This window comes from Kocuria subflava, from assembly GCF_012163155.1.
GTDB lineage: Bacteria > Actinomycetota > Actinomycetes > Actinomycetales > Micrococcaceae > Kocuria > Kocuria subflava.
Window position 1 is genome coordinate 16,712 of the sequence record NZ_JAAVUN010000013.1, and the last position, 17,524, is coordinate 34,235.

The 17,524-nt window shown below is 65.5% G+C and carries 17 protein-coding genes; 5 read left to right on the forward strand and 12 right to left on the reverse strand.

Annotated elements, in window-relative coordinates; all coding sequences use genetic code 11:
- Positions 1-5: 5 nt before the first annotated feature.
- The 10 genes from GTW58_RS07855 to GTW58_RS07900 form a co-directional block, all read right to left on the reverse strand.
- Positions 6-1,487 (reverse strand): sulfate adenylyltransferase subunit 1, encoded by a 1,482-nt coding sequence (locus tag GTW58_RS07855; protein ID WP_119932914.1) that lies wholly within the window; start codon positions 1,485-1,487, stop codon positions 6-8.
- Positions 1,487-2,440 carry a sulfate adenylyltransferase subunit CysD gene (gene cysD / locus GTW58_RS07860; protein WP_232818029.1) on the reverse strand — a complete coding sequence of 318 codons (954 nt, stop codon included), beginning with the start codon at positions 2,438-2,440 and terminating at the stop codon, positions 1,487-1,489. The genes GTW58_RS07855 and cysD overlap by 1 nt, the downstream gene beginning before the upstream one ends.
- Before the next feature lie 118 nt (positions 2,441-2,558).
- The gene (locus tag GTW58_RS07865; RefSeq protein WP_119932915.1) at positions 2,559-3,320 is read right to left on the reverse strand and encodes a phosphoadenylyl-sulfate reductase; all 762 of its coding nucleotides are present in this window, start codon (positions 3,318-3,320) and stop codon (positions 2,559-2,561) included.
- Positions 3,317-5,014, reverse strand: coding sequence for a nitrite/sulfite reductase (locus GTW58_RS07870; protein ID WP_119932916.1), 1,698 nt, complete (start codon positions 5,012-5,014; stop codon positions 3,317-3,319). The genes GTW58_RS07865 and GTW58_RS07870 overlap by 4 nt, the downstream gene beginning before the upstream one ends.
- A 324-nt stretch (positions 5,015-5,338) precedes the next feature.
- Positions 5,339-5,992, reverse strand: coding sequence for a hypothetical protein (locus GTW58_RS07875; RefSeq protein WP_119932917.1), 654 nt, complete (start codon positions 5,990-5,992; stop codon positions 5,339-5,341).
- Positions 5,993-6,190 carry a hypothetical protein gene (locus GTW58_RS07880; RefSeq protein ID WP_047688855.1) on the reverse strand — a complete coding sequence of 66 codons (198 nt, stop codon included), beginning with the start codon at positions 6,188-6,190 and terminating at the stop codon, positions 5,993-5,995.
- 55 nt (positions 6,191-6,245) lie between these two features.
- Entirely contained in the window at positions 6,246-7,409 is a 1,164-nt protein-coding gene (locus GTW58_RS07885; protein WP_119932918.1) for a glucose-1-phosphate adenylyltransferase family protein, read from the reverse strand.
- 47 nt (positions 7,410-7,456) lie between these two features.
- Positions 7,457-8,818, reverse strand: coding sequence for a glycosyltransferase family 2 protein (locus GTW58_RS07890; protein WP_157980481.1), 1,362 nt, complete (start codon positions 8,816-8,818; stop codon positions 7,457-7,459).
- Positions 8,815-9,807: a glycosyltransferase family protein gene (locus tag GTW58_RS07895; protein WP_156125322.1), complete on the reverse strand. Its 993-nt coding sequence runs from the start codon at positions 9,805-9,807 to the stop codon at positions 8,815-8,817. Before GTW58_RS07895 ends, GTW58_RS07890 begins: the two co-directional genes overlap by 4 nt.
- The gene (locus GTW58_RS07900) at positions 9,804-10,760 is read right to left on the reverse strand and encodes a WcbI family polysaccharide biosynthesis putative acetyltransferase (protein ID WP_198673427.1); all 957 of its coding nucleotides are present in this window, start codon (positions 10,758-10,760) and stop codon (positions 9,804-9,806) included. Before GTW58_RS07900 ends, GTW58_RS07895 begins: the two co-directional genes overlap by 4 nt.
- 82 nt (positions 10,761-10,842) lie before the next feature.
- On the opposite strand from GTW58_RS07900, the gene GTW58_RS07905 reads away from it, so the two are divergent.
- From GTW58_RS07905 to GTW58_RS07925, 5 genes are all read left to right on the forward strand, one after another.
- Positions 10,843-11,931 (forward strand): glycosyltransferase family protein, encoded by a 1,089-nt coding sequence (locus GTW58_RS07905; RefSeq protein WP_119932920.1) that lies wholly within the window; start codon positions 10,843-10,845, stop codon positions 11,929-11,931.
- The gene (locus GTW58_RS07910) at positions 11,928-12,977 is read left to right on the forward strand and encodes a glycosyltransferase (RefSeq protein ID WP_047688853.1); all 1,050 of its coding nucleotides are present in this window, start codon (positions 11,928-11,930) and stop codon (positions 12,975-12,977) included. The genes GTW58_RS07905 and GTW58_RS07910 overlap by 4 nt, the downstream gene beginning before the upstream one ends.
- Positions 12,974-13,966, forward strand: a complete 993-nt coding sequence (locus GTW58_RS14990) for a glycosyltransferase (RefSeq protein ID WP_119932921.1) — start codon at positions 12,974-12,976, stop codon at positions 13,964-13,966. Before GTW58_RS07910 ends, GTW58_RS14990 begins: the two co-directional genes overlap by 4 nt.
- A complete protein-coding gene (locus GTW58_RS07920; RefSeq protein WP_119932922.1) occupies positions 13,963-14,817 on the forward strand; it encodes a glycosyltransferase family 2 protein in 855 nt (284 codons plus the stop codon). The genes GTW58_RS14990 and GTW58_RS07920 overlap by 4 nt, the downstream gene beginning before the upstream one ends.
- A gap of 123 nt (positions 14,818-14,940) precedes the next feature.
- Entirely contained in the window at positions 14,941-15,342 is a 402-nt protein-coding gene (locus tag GTW58_RS07925; protein ID WP_047689070.1) for a YchJ family protein, read from the forward strand.
- Here GTW58_RS07925 and GTW58_RS07930 read toward each other — a convergent pair.
- Positions 15,312-16,289: a hypothetical protein gene (locus GTW58_RS07930; RefSeq protein WP_119932923.1), complete on the reverse strand. Its 978-nt coding sequence runs from the start codon at positions 16,287-16,289 to the stop codon at positions 15,312-15,314. The two genes, GTW58_RS07925 and GTW58_RS07930, sit on opposite strands and share 31 nt — an antisense overlap.
- Before the next feature lie 112 nt (positions 16,290-16,401).
- Complete coding sequence (locus GTW58_RS07935; RefSeq protein WP_052209410.1) at positions 16,402-17,208, reverse strand: HAD-IIA family hydrolase; 807 nt, start codon at positions 17,206-17,208, stop codon at positions 16,402-16,404.
- Positions 17,209-17,524 lie beyond the last annotated feature (316 nt).

Here is a 17,524-nt window from a genome sequence, read left to right on the forward strand (position 1 = left end):
GCCACTCAGACGTCCCCCGCCTGCTGCTCCACGCCACCGCCGGTCTGCTGACCCACCAGACCCGCGGCCAAGGTGTTGCCCGACTGGGCGTCAATCAGCAGGAAGGCACCGGTTCGCCGCAGATCCGTGTAGTCGTCCAACGGCAGAGGGCTTGCGGTGCGCAGTGTCACGGCACCCAGGTCATTGAGTTCCAGGGAGGTGGCATCCGCCAGTTCCATGGTCTCCAGATCCACACGACCGTCAATGGAGGTCACCATGGCCTGCACCGTGGCTGTGCCGTGCTTGAGCAGCACACGAGCACGCGGCTGCAGGGGCTGGGCCCCCAACCAGGCCAGCCGGGCGGAGAAGCTCTGCACGGGTGCCGGAACGTGGTCATCCGCCCCTGCAATGAGCTCACCGCGGGCCACGTCCAGGTCATCGGCCAAACGCAGGGTCACGGAGCGCGGGGCTGCCGCCGTCTGGAGCTGCTCACCGGGGAAGGCTCCGCCAACCTGGGTGGCGGTCCCGGCGACGTCGATCCCCTCCACCGTGGTGGTGCGCCCTGTTGGCAGGACTATCACTCTGTCCCCCACGGACACCGTTCCGGAGGCGATCTGCCCCGCGTAACCGCGATAGTCACGCATGTGCTCTCCATCCACGCCCTGGGCCACCGCGCCCTGGGGGCGGATCACGAACTGGACGGGGAAGCGGAAAGAACGGTCCTCACCGGAGCCGGATTCATCCAGGGTGGGCAACTCCTCCAGGATCCGCAGCAGCGGCTGACCGGTGTACCACGGGGTGTGCTGGGAGGCCTCCACCACGTTGTCACCTTCCAACGCGCTGACGGGAACCACCTTGAGACGCTCCACCCCCAGAGTCTGGGCCACGCTGGTGATCTCCGCGGAGATCTGGTCAAAGGTCTGCTGGGAGTAGTCCACCAGGTCGATCTTGTTCACGGCCACGATCACGTTCGGCACCCGCAGCATGGCGGTGACAGCCAGGTGGCGGCGGGTCTGCTCCACCACACCGTGGCGGGCGTCCACCAGCAGCACCACGGCATCCGCCGTGGAGGCACCCGTGACGGTGTTCTTGGTGTACTGCACGTGCCCCGGGCAATCGGCCAGGACAAAGGAGCGGCGGTCCGTGGCGAAATACCGGTACGCCACATCAATGGTGATGCCCTGTTCCCGCTCGGCGCGCAGACCGTCAGTCAGCAACGCCAGGTCGATCTGGCCTGAGCCGCCACCAAAACCACGTTCGGCAGAGGTCCGGGTGACCGCCTCCAGCTGATCCGCAAGGATCGCCTTGGCGTCATGCAGCAACCTGCCCACCAGGGTGGACTTGCCGTCATCCACCGAGCCTGCGGTGGCAAAGCGGAACAGGGATCCGGGATCGATGGTGGGTGTTTCCGTCACAGGGGTCTCCGTGTCTTGAGCAAACTGCTCCGGGTGAATCAGGGATGGTGAAATGGTGGCGGTCTGCGCCGCGCCGGTTGCGGGGGCGCCCATCAGAAGTAGCCGTCCTTCTTGCGGTCCTCCATGGCCGCCTCGGACAGGCGGTCATCTGCTCGCGTGGCCCCGCGTTCGGTCAACGTGGACACGGCGACTTCTGCCACCACGTCCCCCACGGTCTCCGCCTGGGAGAGCACGGCACCGGTGCAGGACATGTCCCCCACGGTGCGGTAGCGGACCTGCTTGTGCTCCACGGTCTCCGTCTGCCTGGGGGCTGAGACCTCTGAGACCGCCATCCACATGCCGTCCCGCCGGAAGACCTCACGCTGGTGGGCGAAATAGATGGGCGGCAGCTCGATCTTCTCGCGTTCGATGTAGCGCCAGATGTCCAACTCGGTCCAGTTGGAGATGGGGAAGGCCCGGACGTGCTGGCCCGCGGTGTACCGCCCGTTGTAAAGGTTCCACAACTCGGGGCGCTGGTTGCGCGGATCCCACTGCCCGAATTCGTCCCGCAAAGACAGGATGCGCTCCTTGGCCCGGGCCTTGTCCTCATCCCGGCGGCCACCACCGAACACGGCGTCGAACTTGTTGTCCACAATCGCATCCAGCAGGGGCACGGTCTGCAGCGGGTTGCGGGTGCCGTCCGCGCGCTCGGTGAGCCGGCCGTCGTCGATGTAGTCCTGCACGGAAGCCACCACCAATCGCAAGCCCAGGCGCTCCACGGTGCGGTCCCGGAAGTCCAGAACCTCCGGGAAGTTGTGGCCGGTGTCCACGTGCAACACCTGGAACGGGATGGCCGCAGGCCAGAACGCCTTGGCGGCCAGGTGCAGCATGACCACGGAGTCCTTGCCACCGGAAAACAGCATGGCGGGACGGTCGAACTCCGCCACCACCTCACGGATGATGTGGATGGACTCCGATTCCAGGGCGTCCAGCGCCGTCTGCTCCCCCGTGCCCAAAGGCTGCGGGGACAACGGATCCTGCTGGGCGCTCAGATCAACCTGCGTCATGGGTGGTCTACTCCTGGGCTTGCTGGACGGGACCCGGTTTCCGGGCACACCCATCGGGTCAGTGGGAATTGTTGACGGGGTTCACCAGGCCATCACGGGCAGAGGAACCATGCGTGAACTAGAGGTGGATGCCGCACTCGATCTTGTCCGTACCGGACCAACGTCCGGCACGCGGATCCTCACCGGGGGCCACGCGGCGGGTGCACGGGGCACAGCCGATGGACAGGTACCCGTCTGAGAGCAGCGGATTCACGGGCAACCCGTGGGTGTTGCTGTACTCGGTGAGCTCATCCAAGGACCAACGGACCATGGGGTTGACCTTGACGATCTTGTGGGTCTGGTCAAAAGCCACCATGGGCGCATTGGTGCGGGTGGGGGACTCGTCCCGGCGCACACCGGTGAACCAGACGTCGTAGTCCTTGAGGGCATCGGCCAGCGGCTCCACCTTGCGCATCCGGCAGCAGGCGGTGGGATCCGTGGAGAACAAGTCCTTGCCGTGCTGCTCGTCCTGCTCGGCAACGGTCAGCTTGGGCAGCACGTCCACCACGTTGACGTCCAGCATGAACTTCACGGCTTCCTTGGTGCCCTGGGTTTCCGGGAAGTGGTACCCCGTCTCCAGGAACAACACGTCCACGCCGGGGACCTGGTCCGCCACCAGTGCGGGCAGGACCGCGTCCGCCATGGAGCAGGCCACGGCAATCCGCGCCGACGGGAAGTTCTCAGCCACCCATCGGATGGCGGCGATGTGGTCTGCCTCCCCGTCCACGGGGACGATGCCCTCAGCACTCAGCTCGGCCCCGAGCTCACGCGCGCCCGCCGCGGCCAGTTCCCGCAGTTCCTCTTCACCGCGGGCAGGTGCCTGGTGCGTTGTGGTGGTCATTTCAGATCGTCCTCCTCAGCACGGATGGTCCATGCAGCGAAGCTCTCTTCAGGCTCCCGTTGTTCCAGGAAGCGTCGGGTCAATTTTTCCACGTAGTCGGCCAGCTCATCCTGAAAGACCTTGAGCCCGCGCACGGTCCGGCCCAGCCTCGCGTCCATTCCGCGTTCCACGGAGGAGAACCCACCACCCAGGTGCACTTGGTAGCCAGGTTTCTGGCCGCCGTCGTCCGTGGGCAGCAGCTGACCCTTCAGCCCGATGTCCGCGGCCTGGATGCGGGCACAGGAGTTGGGGCAGCCGTTGATGTGCAGGCTGATGGGTGCAGGCAGCTCCACATCCTCCAAGCGGCGGTCCAGCTCGTCCATGACCTGGGAGGCCACTTCCTTGGTCTCCACAATCGCCAGCTTGCAGAACTCAATGCCCGTGCAGGCCATGGTGGAGCGCCGGAACGCACCCGGCTTGGTGGGAAGGTCCAAGGCTTGGAGAGCGACGACGGCGTCATCCACGTCGGCGTCGTCGATGTCCAGGATCAGCAGCTTCTGGTGCGGGGTGGTGCGCAGGCGATCGGAGCCGAACCGTTGCATGACATCAGCCAGATCATGCAGCAACTGCCCCGGCACGCGGCCGGCCCGTGGAGCCACACCGATGTAGTTGCGGCCGTCCTTCTGGTTGTGCACGCCCATGTGGTCCCCGGGTGTGGAGGGGCGCTGCGGTGCGGGGCCGTCGGCCAACTGGTAACCCAGGTATTCGTCCTGCAGGACCTGGCGGAACTTCTCCACGCCCCAGTCACGCACCAGGAACTTCAAGCGAGCGCGGTTGCGCAAGCGGCGATACCCGTAGTCCCGGAAGATCCCCGTGACACCGCGCCAGACGTCCAACGTCTGGTCCTCGGTGACAAACGCACCCAGACGCTGCCCCAGGAACGGCTGCACCGACAGCGCCCCGCCCACCCAGAGGTCATAGCCGGGGCCGAGCTCGGGGTGATTGACCCCCACGAACGAGCAGTCGTTGATCTCGTGGACCACGTCCAGGGCGGGGTGGCCCGTCACGGCGGTCTTGTACTTGCGCGGCAGATTGGAGAACTCCAGCTTGCGGACTTCCTCTTTGAGGGAGTCCAGCACGGGAGTGGGGTCGATGATCTCGTCCTCCGCGACCCCTGCCACCGGGGAACCCAGGATCACGCGGGGAACGTCACCGCATGCTGAGACCGTGTCCATGCCCACGGCTTCCAGCCGACGCCAGATCTCCGGAACGTCCTCGATCCGGATCCAGTGGTACTGGATGTTCTGCCGGTCCGTGATGTCCGCCGTGCCGCGGGCGAACTCCGTGGAGATGGTGGCCAAGGTCTTGAGCTGTTCACGCGTGAGCGTTCCACCGTCCAGGCGGACACGCATCATGAAGTACTCGTCCTCGATCTCGGCATCGCTCAAGGAGCCGGTCTTGCCACCGTCCACCCCTGGCTTGCGCTGCGTGTAGAGCCCCCACCAGCGGAAACGCCCGTGCAGGTCGTCGCCGTCGATCGAGGCGAAGCCCTCCTTGGAATAGCGCTCCTCGATTCGGGTGCGGACGTGGAAACCGTCGTCCTCCGCCTTGAACTCCTCGTTGTGATTGAGGGGCTCACGGCCGTCAACTGCCCACTGCCCTTCGGGCTTGGGTTTGCGCGTACGGGCCGGGCGCTCGGGTGCAGAAGAGGTCATCGTCCCAGTGAACGCTGTGAACACCCACCCGGTCACCTCCGCCGTAACAGTCGGACACAGTCCCGGGTGGGGCGGCGGCGCCGTCGTCGTCGTGCTACTCCTGTGACCCCACACACCCTCCACAACGACGACGCCCGGTCAGGCCACCTCTGTGTTCGGTTCCGCCACCACATCGCGCGTTCCGCTGGCGAAACCGAACACGCAGCTGGCGAAACCGACCCCCAACGGAACGGACACCGCGGTTCGGCCCCCTCAGCGCCCGCGCCGGTACGTGTTTGGCCAATTTTCTACGCCGGAGCTGGCCACATGCGTACCGTGCCGGGCCTAACGCGTACCGGCTCGACGCGACCAGGCGAGTGCCACGCCCACCACCCATGCCGAACCCACCAGGACCAAGAACCAGACCACGGTCTCCACCCAGGACTGGTTGTGCACCTCCAGGAACGGGTAGGGCCCCAGGTAGAGGTTCCAGGTGTTCAGCAGCAGAAACGTCAGCCCGTAGGACAAGGTCACGGCCACCATGAGCATCCAGGGTCTGCGCAGCGTGGTCTTGTCCTCCACCACCAGGTAGGAGATCAAGGACACCGCAGGACACAGCAGGTGGTGGAACAGACCACTGCCCTGGAAGAACATCCCCACAAAACTGGAACCCAACGGAACCAGCACCAGCAAGCTGACCAGGAAGGTCAGAACCAGCATGCAGGTGGCCACATAGCGCAGGCTGCGCACCCATCCGGGAACAACGCCCCCACGGAGCAGGGCAACAACCAGCAGCAGGGCGGAGACCAGGGCCACTGCATTGCTCAAGTGGGTGTAGTAGACCACCATGAGCCAGCCACTTTCAGGGACCGCCCGCCAGAACCCTGCAGCGGCCAAGATCACCAACAAGGCGTTGGCGCCAACAGCAGCAGCGTGCCGAGGCGCCAACGCCCTGTTTGAGCCGGTGAAACCGAGATTGGAGTCGGTGGAACCGGGCACTCAGTTGTCCGTGGCCGGGGTGATGTCCTGGTCATCAGTCATGGCGCCCACGCCCTCATCCGCGGGTTCTGCCGGGTCCACCTCAGAGCTGTTGGCGCTCTGGGCCTGGTCCAACACCTCCTGCTCCTCGGCCGGGTCCATCTTGATGGAGTCCTGGCCCTTGCCTGCGGCGGTTGCCTGGGGATCGTTCTGCTGCATGAGTTTCTCCTTGCTCGTTCATACGTGTTCTTGCCGGGTCTCCACCGCCAAAGGTTCAGAACCCTTGCGGTAACGTTGCCGTGCGGTCGAAGTCTTCTGCGGTGGCCACCAGTCCGTCTTCCCCGATCAGGGTCACGCCCTTGGCCGTGCCACGTTTCTGGCCTCCGGTGATCTGGGCTCCCACGTCCGCGATCACGTTCTCCAGGACCACCCCTGAGCCAACGTGCACCCCGTCCAACAGAACGCTGTTGCGGACCACGGCGCCGTCCTCGATCACAGCACCTGTGCCCACCACGGAGTGCTCCACCACGCCTGCCACCCGGGAACCGGCCGCAATCATGGAATGGCTGATCTGGGCGGAATCGGCCACACGGGCGGGCAGGAGTTGGGGCTGGGCGGAGAGGATGGGCCAGTGGGGGTCATCCAGGGTGGCGCCGTCGTCGTCCAGGATCTGCATGTGCGCGGTCCAGTAGGACTGCAGGGTTCCCAGGTCCATCCAGTAGCCGTCCAGGCGGTGCTCCACCACGGTGCGGTTGGCCACGAACCACGGCAGCAGGTCCTCCCCGTAGTCGCCCAGTTCCCCGCGTTCGGTGTGCAGGGCGTCCAGGGCTTCCAGGAGGGAGTCCGCACGGAACAGGAACATCTCCCCTGCCACCAGGTGCCCCGCGGGTTCCTGGGGTTTGTACTGGAAATCGACCACGGATCCCTGGGTGTCCGTTTGCACCACGGAGTAACGGGAGGCATCCTCAGCCACCTCCGTGGTGACCACGGTCAGGTCCGCGTGTTGACGGACGTGGGTGTCAATCACGTCCAGGAAGTTGATGGTGTAGAGGTGATCGGCGCTGAGCACCAGCACCAGGTCCGGGTCGAACCCCTGTATCAGTTCGCGCTGCCTGAAGATCGAATCCGAGTTGCCCTGGGCAAAACCCTCCCCGTCCGCACCTTGGAACGGGGGCAGTACGTGCAATCCTCCGTGCGTGCGGTCAAAGTCCCACGGGCGCCCGTTGGCCAAGTGGACGTTGAGACTGTGGGGCAGGTACTGCTGCACCACCCAGACGTCAGAGATGTGGGAGTGCATCAGGTTGGACATGGAAACATCGATCAGCCGGTAGGTCCCCGCGATCGGCAAGGCCGGTTTGACCTTGTGCTCGGTCAGTTCACCAAGCCGCGAACCTTTGCCCCCGGCCAGAATCAGGGCCAACGTCTTGGGAATGTGCATGCCAGTCCTTTCCGAGCAGCTTCCACGAGTCTAGGTAACAAGCAGACTTAACAGTAGGTCTGACCACGACGCCGCAGCTCGCCTTCCAGCGCCGGTGCCCCATCCACCGGGGTCCAGTCTCGCGTGATTCGGGTGACCTGGCGCTCGCCACGCGCTGCTGCTCGCCGGGGCGTCACATGCAGCAGCACGTCCCCGTCCACGGTGGCCACTTCCCACGCTCCACCGGCTTGGGAGATTTGTTCACACACCGCTTGCAGACCGCCGGCAGGGATGTGGCAGGCACGCACCACCACGACGTCGAACCGCGGCACCACCCGCCCCTGAACCTCACCGGCGGAACCCACCTCCGCTGAACTCACCTCCACCGAACCCGTCTCAGCGGGGCCGGCCTCCGCGGGGCCGGCCTCCGCGGGGCCGGTGAACCGTACCCGGGGATCAGCGGCAAAGGCTTGAAGTACCTCTGGGGAAACCGCGCCATCGGCTGCCCCGCGGACCGTCACATGAACATCGCCGGCACCCAGCAGGTCCGTCACCGCCAGGACCACAGCACCTGCCTGCCACGCACCACCGAAAGTCTGGGGCCCAAGCGGGAGAGTCACGGCCACGTCCGCAACGGCGTGGACCACGCCGGGCAGACGAACCGTGGGGTGTGTGATCCGGGAGCCCAGGCGCAATGTCTCAGCATTCTTCACCTGCACGGCAGCTGCGCGGTCCGCAGCCGACCGCCCACCCCAGTCAGCACCCCGGTGCACCGCGAGCGCTGCAGGTTGGTGCCGCAGATCAAAACCACGCACGTGGGCCTGCCAGGCGAACTCCCAGTCCTCACCGCCGTAGCCCACCATGGAGGTGTCAAAACCACCGATCTCCCAGAACACCTCCGCCCGGCAGGACAGCACGGCGGAGATCACAAACCGGAAGTTGGTGTCATCTCCGCCGCGCAAGTGGTCCGTGGCTTCCCAGGCGTCCGCCAACCACTGCGGTTGCCCTAGGTCCATCGGTGGATCCTGGGTGGTGTCAACGTGTGTTCGGGTCCCCACCACCACGGCCCGTGGTTCCCGACTGAGAGTCTGAACCACCGCACTGAGATAACCGGGTTGTGGGATGGTGTCACCGTCCAGGAAGGCCAGGATCTGCGCAGTCGCGGCCGCAGCGCCAAGGTTCCTGGCGGCAGCGGCACGGAACCCGTGATCTTCCTGACGCACCACGGTCACCGTGACGGGACGGCTGCCGTCGTCCGGCTGCAGCGTACCCGGGTCGGCAGCAACGGTGGAGCCGTCATCGGCCACCACCACGTGGATCACACCCGGATAGTCCTGACGGATCACGCCTTCCAGGACGGCCTTGAGCCCGGCGGCGTCGTTGAAGTACGGGACGACCACACAAACCGTGGGTGGCGTGGGCGAGGTCATGGCAGCACCGTCGCCCAGATCCGCTGGTACTCCCGCGCGACCTCCGGCCAACCCCACTGCGGAAGTTGACCTGTGATCCATGTGGACTCCGGGGCGTGCGCTGCAGCATTCATGGCTTGCCCCAGGTTGTGGGGCTCCACCAGGTGGACCAGCTCCGGCCACCGGCGCGCCACTTCCTCCATGTAACCCCCGGTGAGCACCAGCGGCCTGCGCCCGTGGGCGATCCACGTGTTCAAGGACCCGGATGCGGACACGTGCAGATGCGGACACACGGCAACATCCACCGCGTGCAGGTGCTGTGCCAACTGGTCATCAGGTACATACCCGGTGATCTGCACGGAAACACCCCGCCGTTCGGCCTGGGCTTGCAGCTGCCCCACGTACTCGGCGTGCCCCTGGGCGACCTCACCGATCATCACCACGGAACTTCCCGGCGCAGCGGCCTCCACCACGCGCTCGTAGCCCTTGCCCGGGTAGATGAATCCCATCAGCCCCACCGTGAGCACACCTTCATGGAGATTTTTTGGCACCCGATGCGTCCCACTGACCTCCAGGGGCAACGGCACCACGTGCACCGTGGCCGCCTGGGCGGGGACCCAGGTACGCAACGCCGTGGCTTCGTGCTCGGAGTTCACCACCACCACTGTGGCTTCTTGGATCAACCGAACATAGGCCCGACGACGACGTTCAAACCGCACCGCCCCCTCCTGCTCCTGCGGGACGTCATGCAGACTCACGCTCAACGGTGCGCCGCCGGCCATCTCCACGACGGCGGTCACAGCATCATCCGGGGTGGACCCGAACAGGTGGTCCGTGAACGTCACGTGCACCAGCTCCGGTGTGGTGGTGGATTGCTCATCGCAGTACATGTGCCCCGTGACGTCCGCGTCCTCCTGCAGGGCTGTGAACAGATGGCGGCCGTAGCGGGTCACCCCGTGACGCGGTGGCCCGTGCAGGATGTGGCGGATCAACCTTGTATTCCCGGTCATGGGAGCAGCCCCAGGATGTGGATGCGTTCCTCATGGCGCTGCATGGCCTGTGCCACCAGGTGGGGCCGGGCCCGGTAGAAATCGAGCTGGGCTTCTGCCACCTGGGCCACGGTGAGGCGCGGGGCGTCGTCGTTGGGACCCAAGCGCCAGTCCGTGGAGGCATCGGGGCGCAACGGGGCGTTCAACGCCTGCGCCACGGCCGGGTCCACGGGAGCCTCCAGGGAACCCAGGAGTTCACGACCTGGGGCATCAATCAGCCCACTTATGAGAAGCGTCTCAACCACCCTCTGCGCCAAAAGGATAAGTGTACTGTTATCTGGGTGATTGATGGTGTGCCAATGCGGGTGCTTCATCAGTTCATCTGAGACCACAACGGTGCCGTGGGACTGTTCACGGCGCTGGAGCTGACCCAGCGATTCGCGCGCACCTTTCTGCAGCGCCCCAACATCCACTTCCACCTCCGTGGGCACACGCATCCCCAGATGCGCGGCAATCACCGTGCGGAGGTCGTGATATGGGACCAGCGGTGGGTTCAGTGACGGGTCCTCCGGGTCCCGGACAATGACGTGAAAGGGGTGCAGACCTGAATACCGCAGCACAGGGAATCGGACGCTGGATGCGCCCGGGCGCAAGCGCGCCTCGAGCTGCTCTGTACCGCAGGCCAGCCCCCGGTAGTCGTTGCGGACAGGCTGCATCACCAAGGCGTCCAGGTGCGGCAGGATCAGGTTCACGATGTGGAGGTCTTCTGCCGTCCACTCGAACACCGGCGGCACACGGATGCTGTTCACCCCACCCGTGCTCTCCAGCACGATCCGCAGGGATTCGGCCTGGCAGTTGCCCACCACCATCAGCAGGGGCCGGTGATTGCCCTGGGGGTCACCCATCTGCCGCACTCCCCCACGATCCCAGCCGTAGAAGTCGCCGTAATGGGCTCTGCGCCCGTCCATGTTCATGCCTAGATCCTAAGCACGGTGATGATCCAGGCCGTACGGGTGACCTTGCCGGAAGCCACCGCCGCCCAGGGGGTGAGTCCCGGTGACACCAGAGACCACCATGTCCCACCGAGACGAACAACGCCTCCGTGTGGCCTCCATTCCGGCGCACCACGCCTACGTTGACGCCGTTCTTCCTGGGCCTACGCAGGTCACGGCTTGGCAGCCACAGCCCCCGACCGACCTTCAACCTGGTCAATGGTTCCCGCACCCGCTGTTGGATGCACAGCAGCTGGCGGAACACGCTGACCGCCTGGATCTGGTGCACCTGCATTTTGGATTCGAGCACCGTTCCGTTGAACAGATCCAGGCCTTTGTGGCGCAGTGCAAGGCTTCCGGAGTGGCCCTGGTGGTGACGGTCCATGACCTTGAGAATCCCCACCTGACAGACCAGACCGAACACCTGAAACGTCTGGACGTGTTGCTTGAGGCCGCCCATCAGGTGATCACCCTGACCGATTCCGCCGCCCGCGCCATCCATTACCGCCACGGTCGGGTGGCCACCGTGGCACCTCACCCGTACGTGGTGCTCCCGGTGCAGGCCGGGAAGATCCGTGAGCAGGTTGCCCCGCACCGCAATGGTCAACGTGTGGCCGTGTTCCTCAAGGACATCCGCACCAACACGGTCACGGATCCTGAGTTCTACATGGAGCTGGAGCGCCATCTGCGCCGTGGGCAGTTGACGATCTTTGCCCACCACAGCGCCGCCCAACACCCACTGGTGACCGCTTTGTACCACGGCCTGGGTGAGCATCTGCATCTGCATGAACGGTTTTCCGACCACCAGTTGTTCACAGCGGTGGCGGGGTTCGACGTCGTGATCCTGCCCTACACCCACGGAAGTCACTCCGGGTGGCTGGAGATGTGCCGGGACCTGGGGGTCACCGTGGTGGCACCGAGCACCGGGCACTTTGCGGATCAGGCCGACCGCCCCGGGGCCGTGGTCCCGTACACCACCGGTGACGGCGCCCAGGCCGCTCACGCCGTTGAGCGTGCGCTGGAGCGGGGTCCCCTGCCGATGGTCGTGGATCGTGAGGCTCAACAGGCCGAGGCTGTACGAACCCACCTGGAGATCTACACCCGAGCGGTGGCCCAGATCCAGGGTGCCGGACCCACGGAGGTGACCCCGTGAAGGTTGCTGTGGTGGGTCCCTCCCGGTTGCCCATTGCCCCGCCCTTCGGCGGCGGTTTGGAAGTTTTTGTGCACCGCCTGGTCACCGCCCTGCGCCACCGCGGTGTGAGTGTGGACTTGTTTGCTGCGCGTGGCTCCGTGGGGCATCACGAGCCCCTGGAGTTCCCCGGTGTGGACTGGACGGGATTTGAGTCACTGGCCCGGGATGATGCCTACCCGCCAGGTGGTGTGGAGTCGGAAACGCAGGCGTATCTGCGGGTGCGTGAGTACCTGGAGGCCTCTGACTACGATTTGATCCACAACAACAGCACCCACCCCAGCATGCTCATGTTGGACCCGCATCAGGCGCCGCCGCTGCTGACCACACTGCACGTGCCACCCCAGCCGAACATGCAGCAGACCGTGGACACCCTGGGACCCGCCAATGGCCGATTTGCAGCGGTCAGTCACTTCACGGCACGCCAGTGGAACCTCCCGCGGCCTGCAGACGTGATTCACAACGGCGTGGACACGGAGCAGTGGCGGCCGGGCCCCGGAGGGGACGGTGCGGTGTGGTTCGGGCGCATCACCCGGGAGAAGGCGCCTCACCTGGCCATTGACGCGTGCCGCCGCCTGGGGTTGCCGCTGACCTTGATCGGCCGCAGCGCAGAGCCCGCGTACTTTGAACGCGAGATCCGCCCCCGCCTGGGTCCGGACATCCGATGGATGGGTGTCCGCTCCCCGCAGGAGATCGCCGCTACAGTGGGTCGGGCTGACGTTGCCCTGGTCACCCCGCAGTGGGATGAACCATTCGGTCTGGTCACCATTGAGGCCCTCTCCTGCGCAACGCCGGTGGCGGCCTTCAGCCGCGGTGGAGTCACCGAGGTCCTCCAGGACACCCCGGATCACTTGGCGATTCCCGACGACGTCGACGACCTGGCCCGCGCTGTCCGCGCGGCCCTAAAGCAACCTCGTTCCCAGGCCCGCGCCATAGCCGTGGAGCGTTTTGACCTGCAGATCATGCTGCGCCACTACATGGAGTTGTTTGAAGGGGTGCTGGCTCGGTGATCGGTTTCTACGCACACCACCACGGCTCAGGGCACATGACGCGCTGCCGGGCCCTGGCTGCGGAACTTTCCGTCACGCATTCCACCGCCATCCTGTCCTCCCGGGATGACGCAGAGGTGGTCCTGCCCCTGGATGCTCCTGCCTCGGCTGGGCTCACCCCAGCCCAGCTGACCGCGCACGGTGTATTGCACTGGGCCCCGCCCGGCCACCGCGGACTGGCCGACCGAATGGCCGCGATTGCTACCTGGATCCAGGAGCACCGCCCGGCGGCCTTCCACGTGGACGTCTCCGTGGAGGTTGCCGTTCTGGTGCGGGCCATGGGGGTTCCCGTGACGGTCCAGGCCATGCCCGGGCACCGCCCTGACGCCCCGCACATGCTGGGCTACAGCCTGGCCGATGCCGTAATCGCGGCCTGGCCCCGGTGGGTCCCTGTCCCGGAACACCTGGCCCACGTGGCGGACCGCGTTCATCAGGTCGGTGGGATCAGCAGGTTCCCCACCGGTGATCTGGACCTGCCACCTGCCTCGAGCACCCGCCCCCGCGTGGTCATCATGTTCGGCACCGGGGGTACGGATTCCCCGGAGGGTTACTGGGACGACGTCGTGACGCACCTGAATCTGGCCGGATTCGACTGCATCGTGATCGGCGGGCGTACCTGGGTGCCCGATCCCCGCAACCTTTTGGAACGAGCGGATGTGATCATCACCGCGGCAGGGCAGAACTCCGTGGCAGATGTTGCGGCACTGGGGCGGCGGGCCGTCGTCGTTGCCCAGGAGCGGCCCTTCCAGGAACAGGAGGCCACCGCGCGAATCCTGCGGGAGGCGGGACTGGCCGTGACCGCGGACAGTGTGGCGGGCCAGGTGACACCGGTGCGGCAGTGGGAGCACCTGGTGCGGGAAGCTTTGGATTTGCGCCCGGACTGGCACCGGTGGGAAACCCAAGGGGCTGTGCAGCGGGCAGCACACGTCATCCGTGAGGTGGCCGGATGAACGCTCCGAACACCCACGTGATCACCCTGTGCTCCCGTGACCGGCGGACCCATGTTCAGCGGCAGATCGCGGCCCTGGCGCACTGGGCACCGCCGGTCACCCACCACACCGTGATGATCGGTGAGCAGCCGTTTTCTCTGGAACACACCTCAGCCGTGGACAGCACAGGCCCCAGGCCGGTGAATCTGGCCGCCGCGCGCAATGCCGGCGGGGATGCAGCCGTGGCGGCAGGTGCTGAGCTGCTGATCTTCTTGGATGCGGACTGCATCCCGGGACCCGATCTGGTGCGCTTCTACCAGCGTGCCGCCGCAGCACAAAATGCTCCCTCTGTGCTGTGCGGTCCGGTGACCTATCTGCCCCAGGACACCTGGCTGCCTGAGCCTGCCTCCCTGGGTGAGCCCAGCGCCCTGGAGCATGTTGTGGAGCACACCGCCCCACATCCGGCCCGCCCCGCTCCCCCGCCGGGGCAGCTGCAAACAGCCACGCAGGACGAGTACACACTGTTCTGGTCCCTGTCCTTTGCCATGACCACAAACCTGTGGGAACAGACCCGCTGCGCCTTTGGAGGATTCTGTGAGGCGTTCACCGGATATGGGGGTGAGGACACGGACTTTGCCATGAACCTGCATGACCGTGGGACGGCCCTGACCTGGGTGGGTGGTGCCCACGCCTATCACCAGTGGCACGCGGTGTCCTCACCTCCCGTGGAACACCTGACAGAAATCCTGACCAACGCCCACCTGTTCCACATCCGGTGGGGGTGGTGGCCCATGACCGGATGGCTGGAAGCCTTTGAAGAGCAGGGCCTGGTCCGATTCACCGGTGACCGATGGGAGGCCACAGGTCAGTGAGCTTGCTTTCACCGTCAGCTGTCTCACAGCACATTGAGGGACAGATGTGGAACAGTACCCATCGCTATGACTGTCTCCACCACCAACTCCACGTCCTCAACCACCGCATAGGGAGGTGCAGCAATGGACGCTGACACCCGCTGCCCATGCGGCTCGGGGGACACCTACGGCAACTGCTGCCGCCCGTTCCACCACGGCAAACCGGCACCCACGGCAGAGACCCTCATGCGCTCGCGCTTTTCCGCCTTTGCTGTGGGCGACGACGCCTACCTCCTGCGCACCTGGGACCCCGCCACCCGCCCGTTGTCCATGGACCTTGACCCGGATCTGCGCTGGTACCGCCTGGACATCAACCAGACCACCGGCGGCGGCCCGTTCGAGGACTGGGGCACCGTGGACTTCACCGCGCACTACAAGCCCATGCCCGGCACCCAGGCACCCCGGGGAACCCAACGGGAGAACTCCCGCTTCCGTCGCCACGACGGCGTGTGGTTCTACCTGGACGGAACGCTCATGTCCGTGTGAACCGCCGGAACCAGTAGTTTTCGGCCATGCTCAGCGCTCTGGAACGTGCCCGCGCTTGAGGCGGTTTGTTCCACCATCTGGCCCCGGACATCCGGGTGGAAGCGGGCCAACAGGACCACCCCCGCCACGGCGGCAGCGCCCGTCAACATCAATCCCACCAGCGCCGCAGCCCCCAAGTCGGCATACTCGCGCAGCACCACTGCACCAATGAACACCGCCATCATGGGGTCCACCATGGTCAGCCCGGCCAACACCGTTTCCGGAGGCCCTGATGAGTAGGCCACCTGCACCACCCACATGCCCACTGCGGAGGCCAGCGCCATCCCCACCACGGTGATCAACATGCCGTGCGTGAGAAGTTCAAGGGCTCCCGCCCAGCCACCGCCACTGCTCATCACCCGGGCAACCGAGGTGGTCGCCACATGGGCAGATGCCGCCACGGTTCCGAACGCCAGTCCTGCCACGGCCACCAGGGCCAGGTGACTGGCGCGGGTTGCCGCCAGTACGGCCCCCACCAGGCTGAAGAGAATCAGCAGGCCGTTGAGCCAGGTGACTGTCCCCGGGATCAGTGGCCCGGTCTGGGCATGAGCCGCAGAGATTCCCACAAATCCTGCAACGCCCACCAAGGTCAATGCCATGCTTGCCACCAACTGCCGCGAGACCTTGAGCCGCAGAACATTCACACTGATCATGACCGCCACCACCAGGGACACCGCACCGATGGGCTGGACCAGCGCCACCGGCCCCAAACTCAGTGCCGCAATGTTGACCACGGTTTCCAGCGCCAGCAGCCCCAGTCCCAGCAGCCACAACGGACGCAGCACCAACGGCGCGCGGTTCTGCAAGGGCTGCGCAGATGCCGCACGGACGGCGTGATGCTGCAGGTGGGCACCAACAGCCAAGCCGACGGCGGCCAACAGGGCCAGAACTATTGAGGTGACAACCATGGATTCAGATTACGAATCCCCTTGTCCCAGCCACATCAGCCGCAAGGCCCATCCTGGCAGGCCTGTGTCATCCCAACGGATGACTTCTCACAGGCCCCAACAGCTCACGCCGTCACCCGTCCATTGAACCGTCCGGTCCGGGTTGGTCCAGCAGGTTCACCAGATCTTGAACGGACTCCATGACAGCGGTGGGCCGGAACGGGAACTGCTCCACCTGCTCCCGTTTGGTCACACCGCTCAGCACCAGCAGCGTAGAGAGGCCTGCCTCCATTCCGGCAATGATGTCCGTGTCCATGCGGTCGCCCAACATGGCCGTGGTTTCCGAATGGGCACCGATCCGGTTCAGTGCCGAGCGAAACATCATGGGGTTGGGTTTGCCCACAACATACGGCTGCTTGGCAGTTTTGGTGGCTGCGGAAATCATGGCTGCCACCGCGCCCGTTGCCGGCAGTGGACCCTCCGGAGACGGTCCCGTGGTGTCCGGGTTGGTGGCAATGAAACGCGCACCGCCGTCAATCAACCGGATGGCCTTGGTGATGGCCTCGAACGAATACGTCCGGGTTTCACCCAACACCACGTAGTCGCAGTCGGTGTCCGTGAGCACAAAGCCGGCTTCGTGCATCGCCGTCGTCAATCCGGCCTCACCGATCACGTACGCACGGTGACCTGCGGATTGGTCTCGCAGGAATTCCGCCGTGGCCAGGGCGGAGGTCCACAACTCACTTTCGCGCACCTGAAGCCCGGAACGTGCAAGGCGGGCGGACAGGTCGCGTGGGGTGTACATCGAGTTGTTGGTCAGCACCAGAAAGCGCTGGCCACGTTCACGCCACAGCTGAAGCAGTCGAGCCGCACCGGGAATCATGGCCTCCTCCCGGACCAGCACACCGTCCATGTCTGTCAGCCAGGTGTTGGTGCCCATCAAACGTTGCGTCCGCGGTGCTCCCATGAGATTTCCCTCCGTGACTTCATGCATCAGTTCCAGCTCTGTCCAGGCCCGAACGACGACGACGCGCCACCCCGGCCCTTCATCCCACCCTCCTCACGGTAGGGCTCCTGGCGGCCCAGGCACAGCCTTTTGCAGAGTCCGTGATCCGGAACACGGAGGTCACTTTTCGATAACGCTGTGAGCGTAAGATCTTTCAAGTTCACCCTCACCGCTCGCACAGCCACCGGAGCCGCACCGTGTCCCATACCGCTCCCGAGTCCACCGCGAAGCCCGCTGCCCCTCAAGGGCG

Bases quoted from the DNA above. Each gene is read 5' to 3' on its own strand.
- GTW58_RS07855 (WP_119932914.1), bottom strand. From the start codon at position 1,487: ATGGGCGCCCCCGCAACCGGCGCGGCGCAGACCGCCACCATTTCACCA.
- cysD (WP_232818029.1), bottom strand. From the start codon at position 2,440: ATGACGCAGGTTGATCTGAGCGCCCAGCAGGATCCGTTGTCCCCGCAG.
- GTW58_RS07865 (WP_119932915.1), bottom strand. From the start codon at position 3,320: ATGACCACCACAACGCACCAGGCACCTGCCCGCGGTGAAGAGGAACTG.
- GTW58_RS07870 (WP_119932916.1), bottom strand. From the start codon at position 5,014: ATGACCTCTTCTGCACCCGAGCGCCCGGCCCGTACGCGCAAACCCAAG.
- GTW58_RS07880 (WP_047688855.1), bottom strand. From the start codon at position 6,190: ATGCAGCAGAACGATCCCCAGGCAACCGCCGCAGGCAAGGGCCAGGAC.
- GTW58_RS07885 (WP_119932918.1), bottom strand. From the start codon at position 7,409: ATGCACATTCCCAAGACGTTGGCCCTGATTCTGGCCGGGGGCAAAGGT.
- GTW58_RS07890 (WP_157980481.1), bottom strand. From the start codon at position 8,818: ATGACCTCGCCCACGCCACCCACGGTTTGTGTGGTCGTCCCGTACTTC.
- GTW58_RS07895 (WP_156125322.1), bottom strand. From the start codon at position 9,807: ATGACCGGGAATACAAGGTTGATCCGCCACATCCTGCACGGGCCACCG.
- GTW58_RS07900 (WP_198673427.1), bottom strand. From the start codon at position 10,760: ATGAACATGGACGGGCGCAGAGCCCATTACGGCGACTTCTACGGCTGG.
- GTW58_RS07920 (WP_119932922.1), top strand. From the start codon at position 13,963: ATGAACGCTCCGAACACCCACGTGATCACCCTGTGCTCCCGTGACCGG.
- GTW58_RS07925 (WP_047689070.1), top strand. From the start codon at position 14,941: ATGGACGCTGACACCCGCTGCCCATGCGGCTCGGGGGACACCTACGGC.
- GTW58_RS07930 (WP_119932923.1), bottom strand. From the start codon at position 16,289: ATGGTTGTCACCTCAATAGTTCTGGCCCTGTTGGCCGCCGTCGGCTTG.
- GTW58_RS07935 (WP_052209410.1), bottom strand. From the start codon at position 17,208: ATGGGCACCAACACCTGGCTGACAGACATGGACGGTGTGCTGGTCCGG.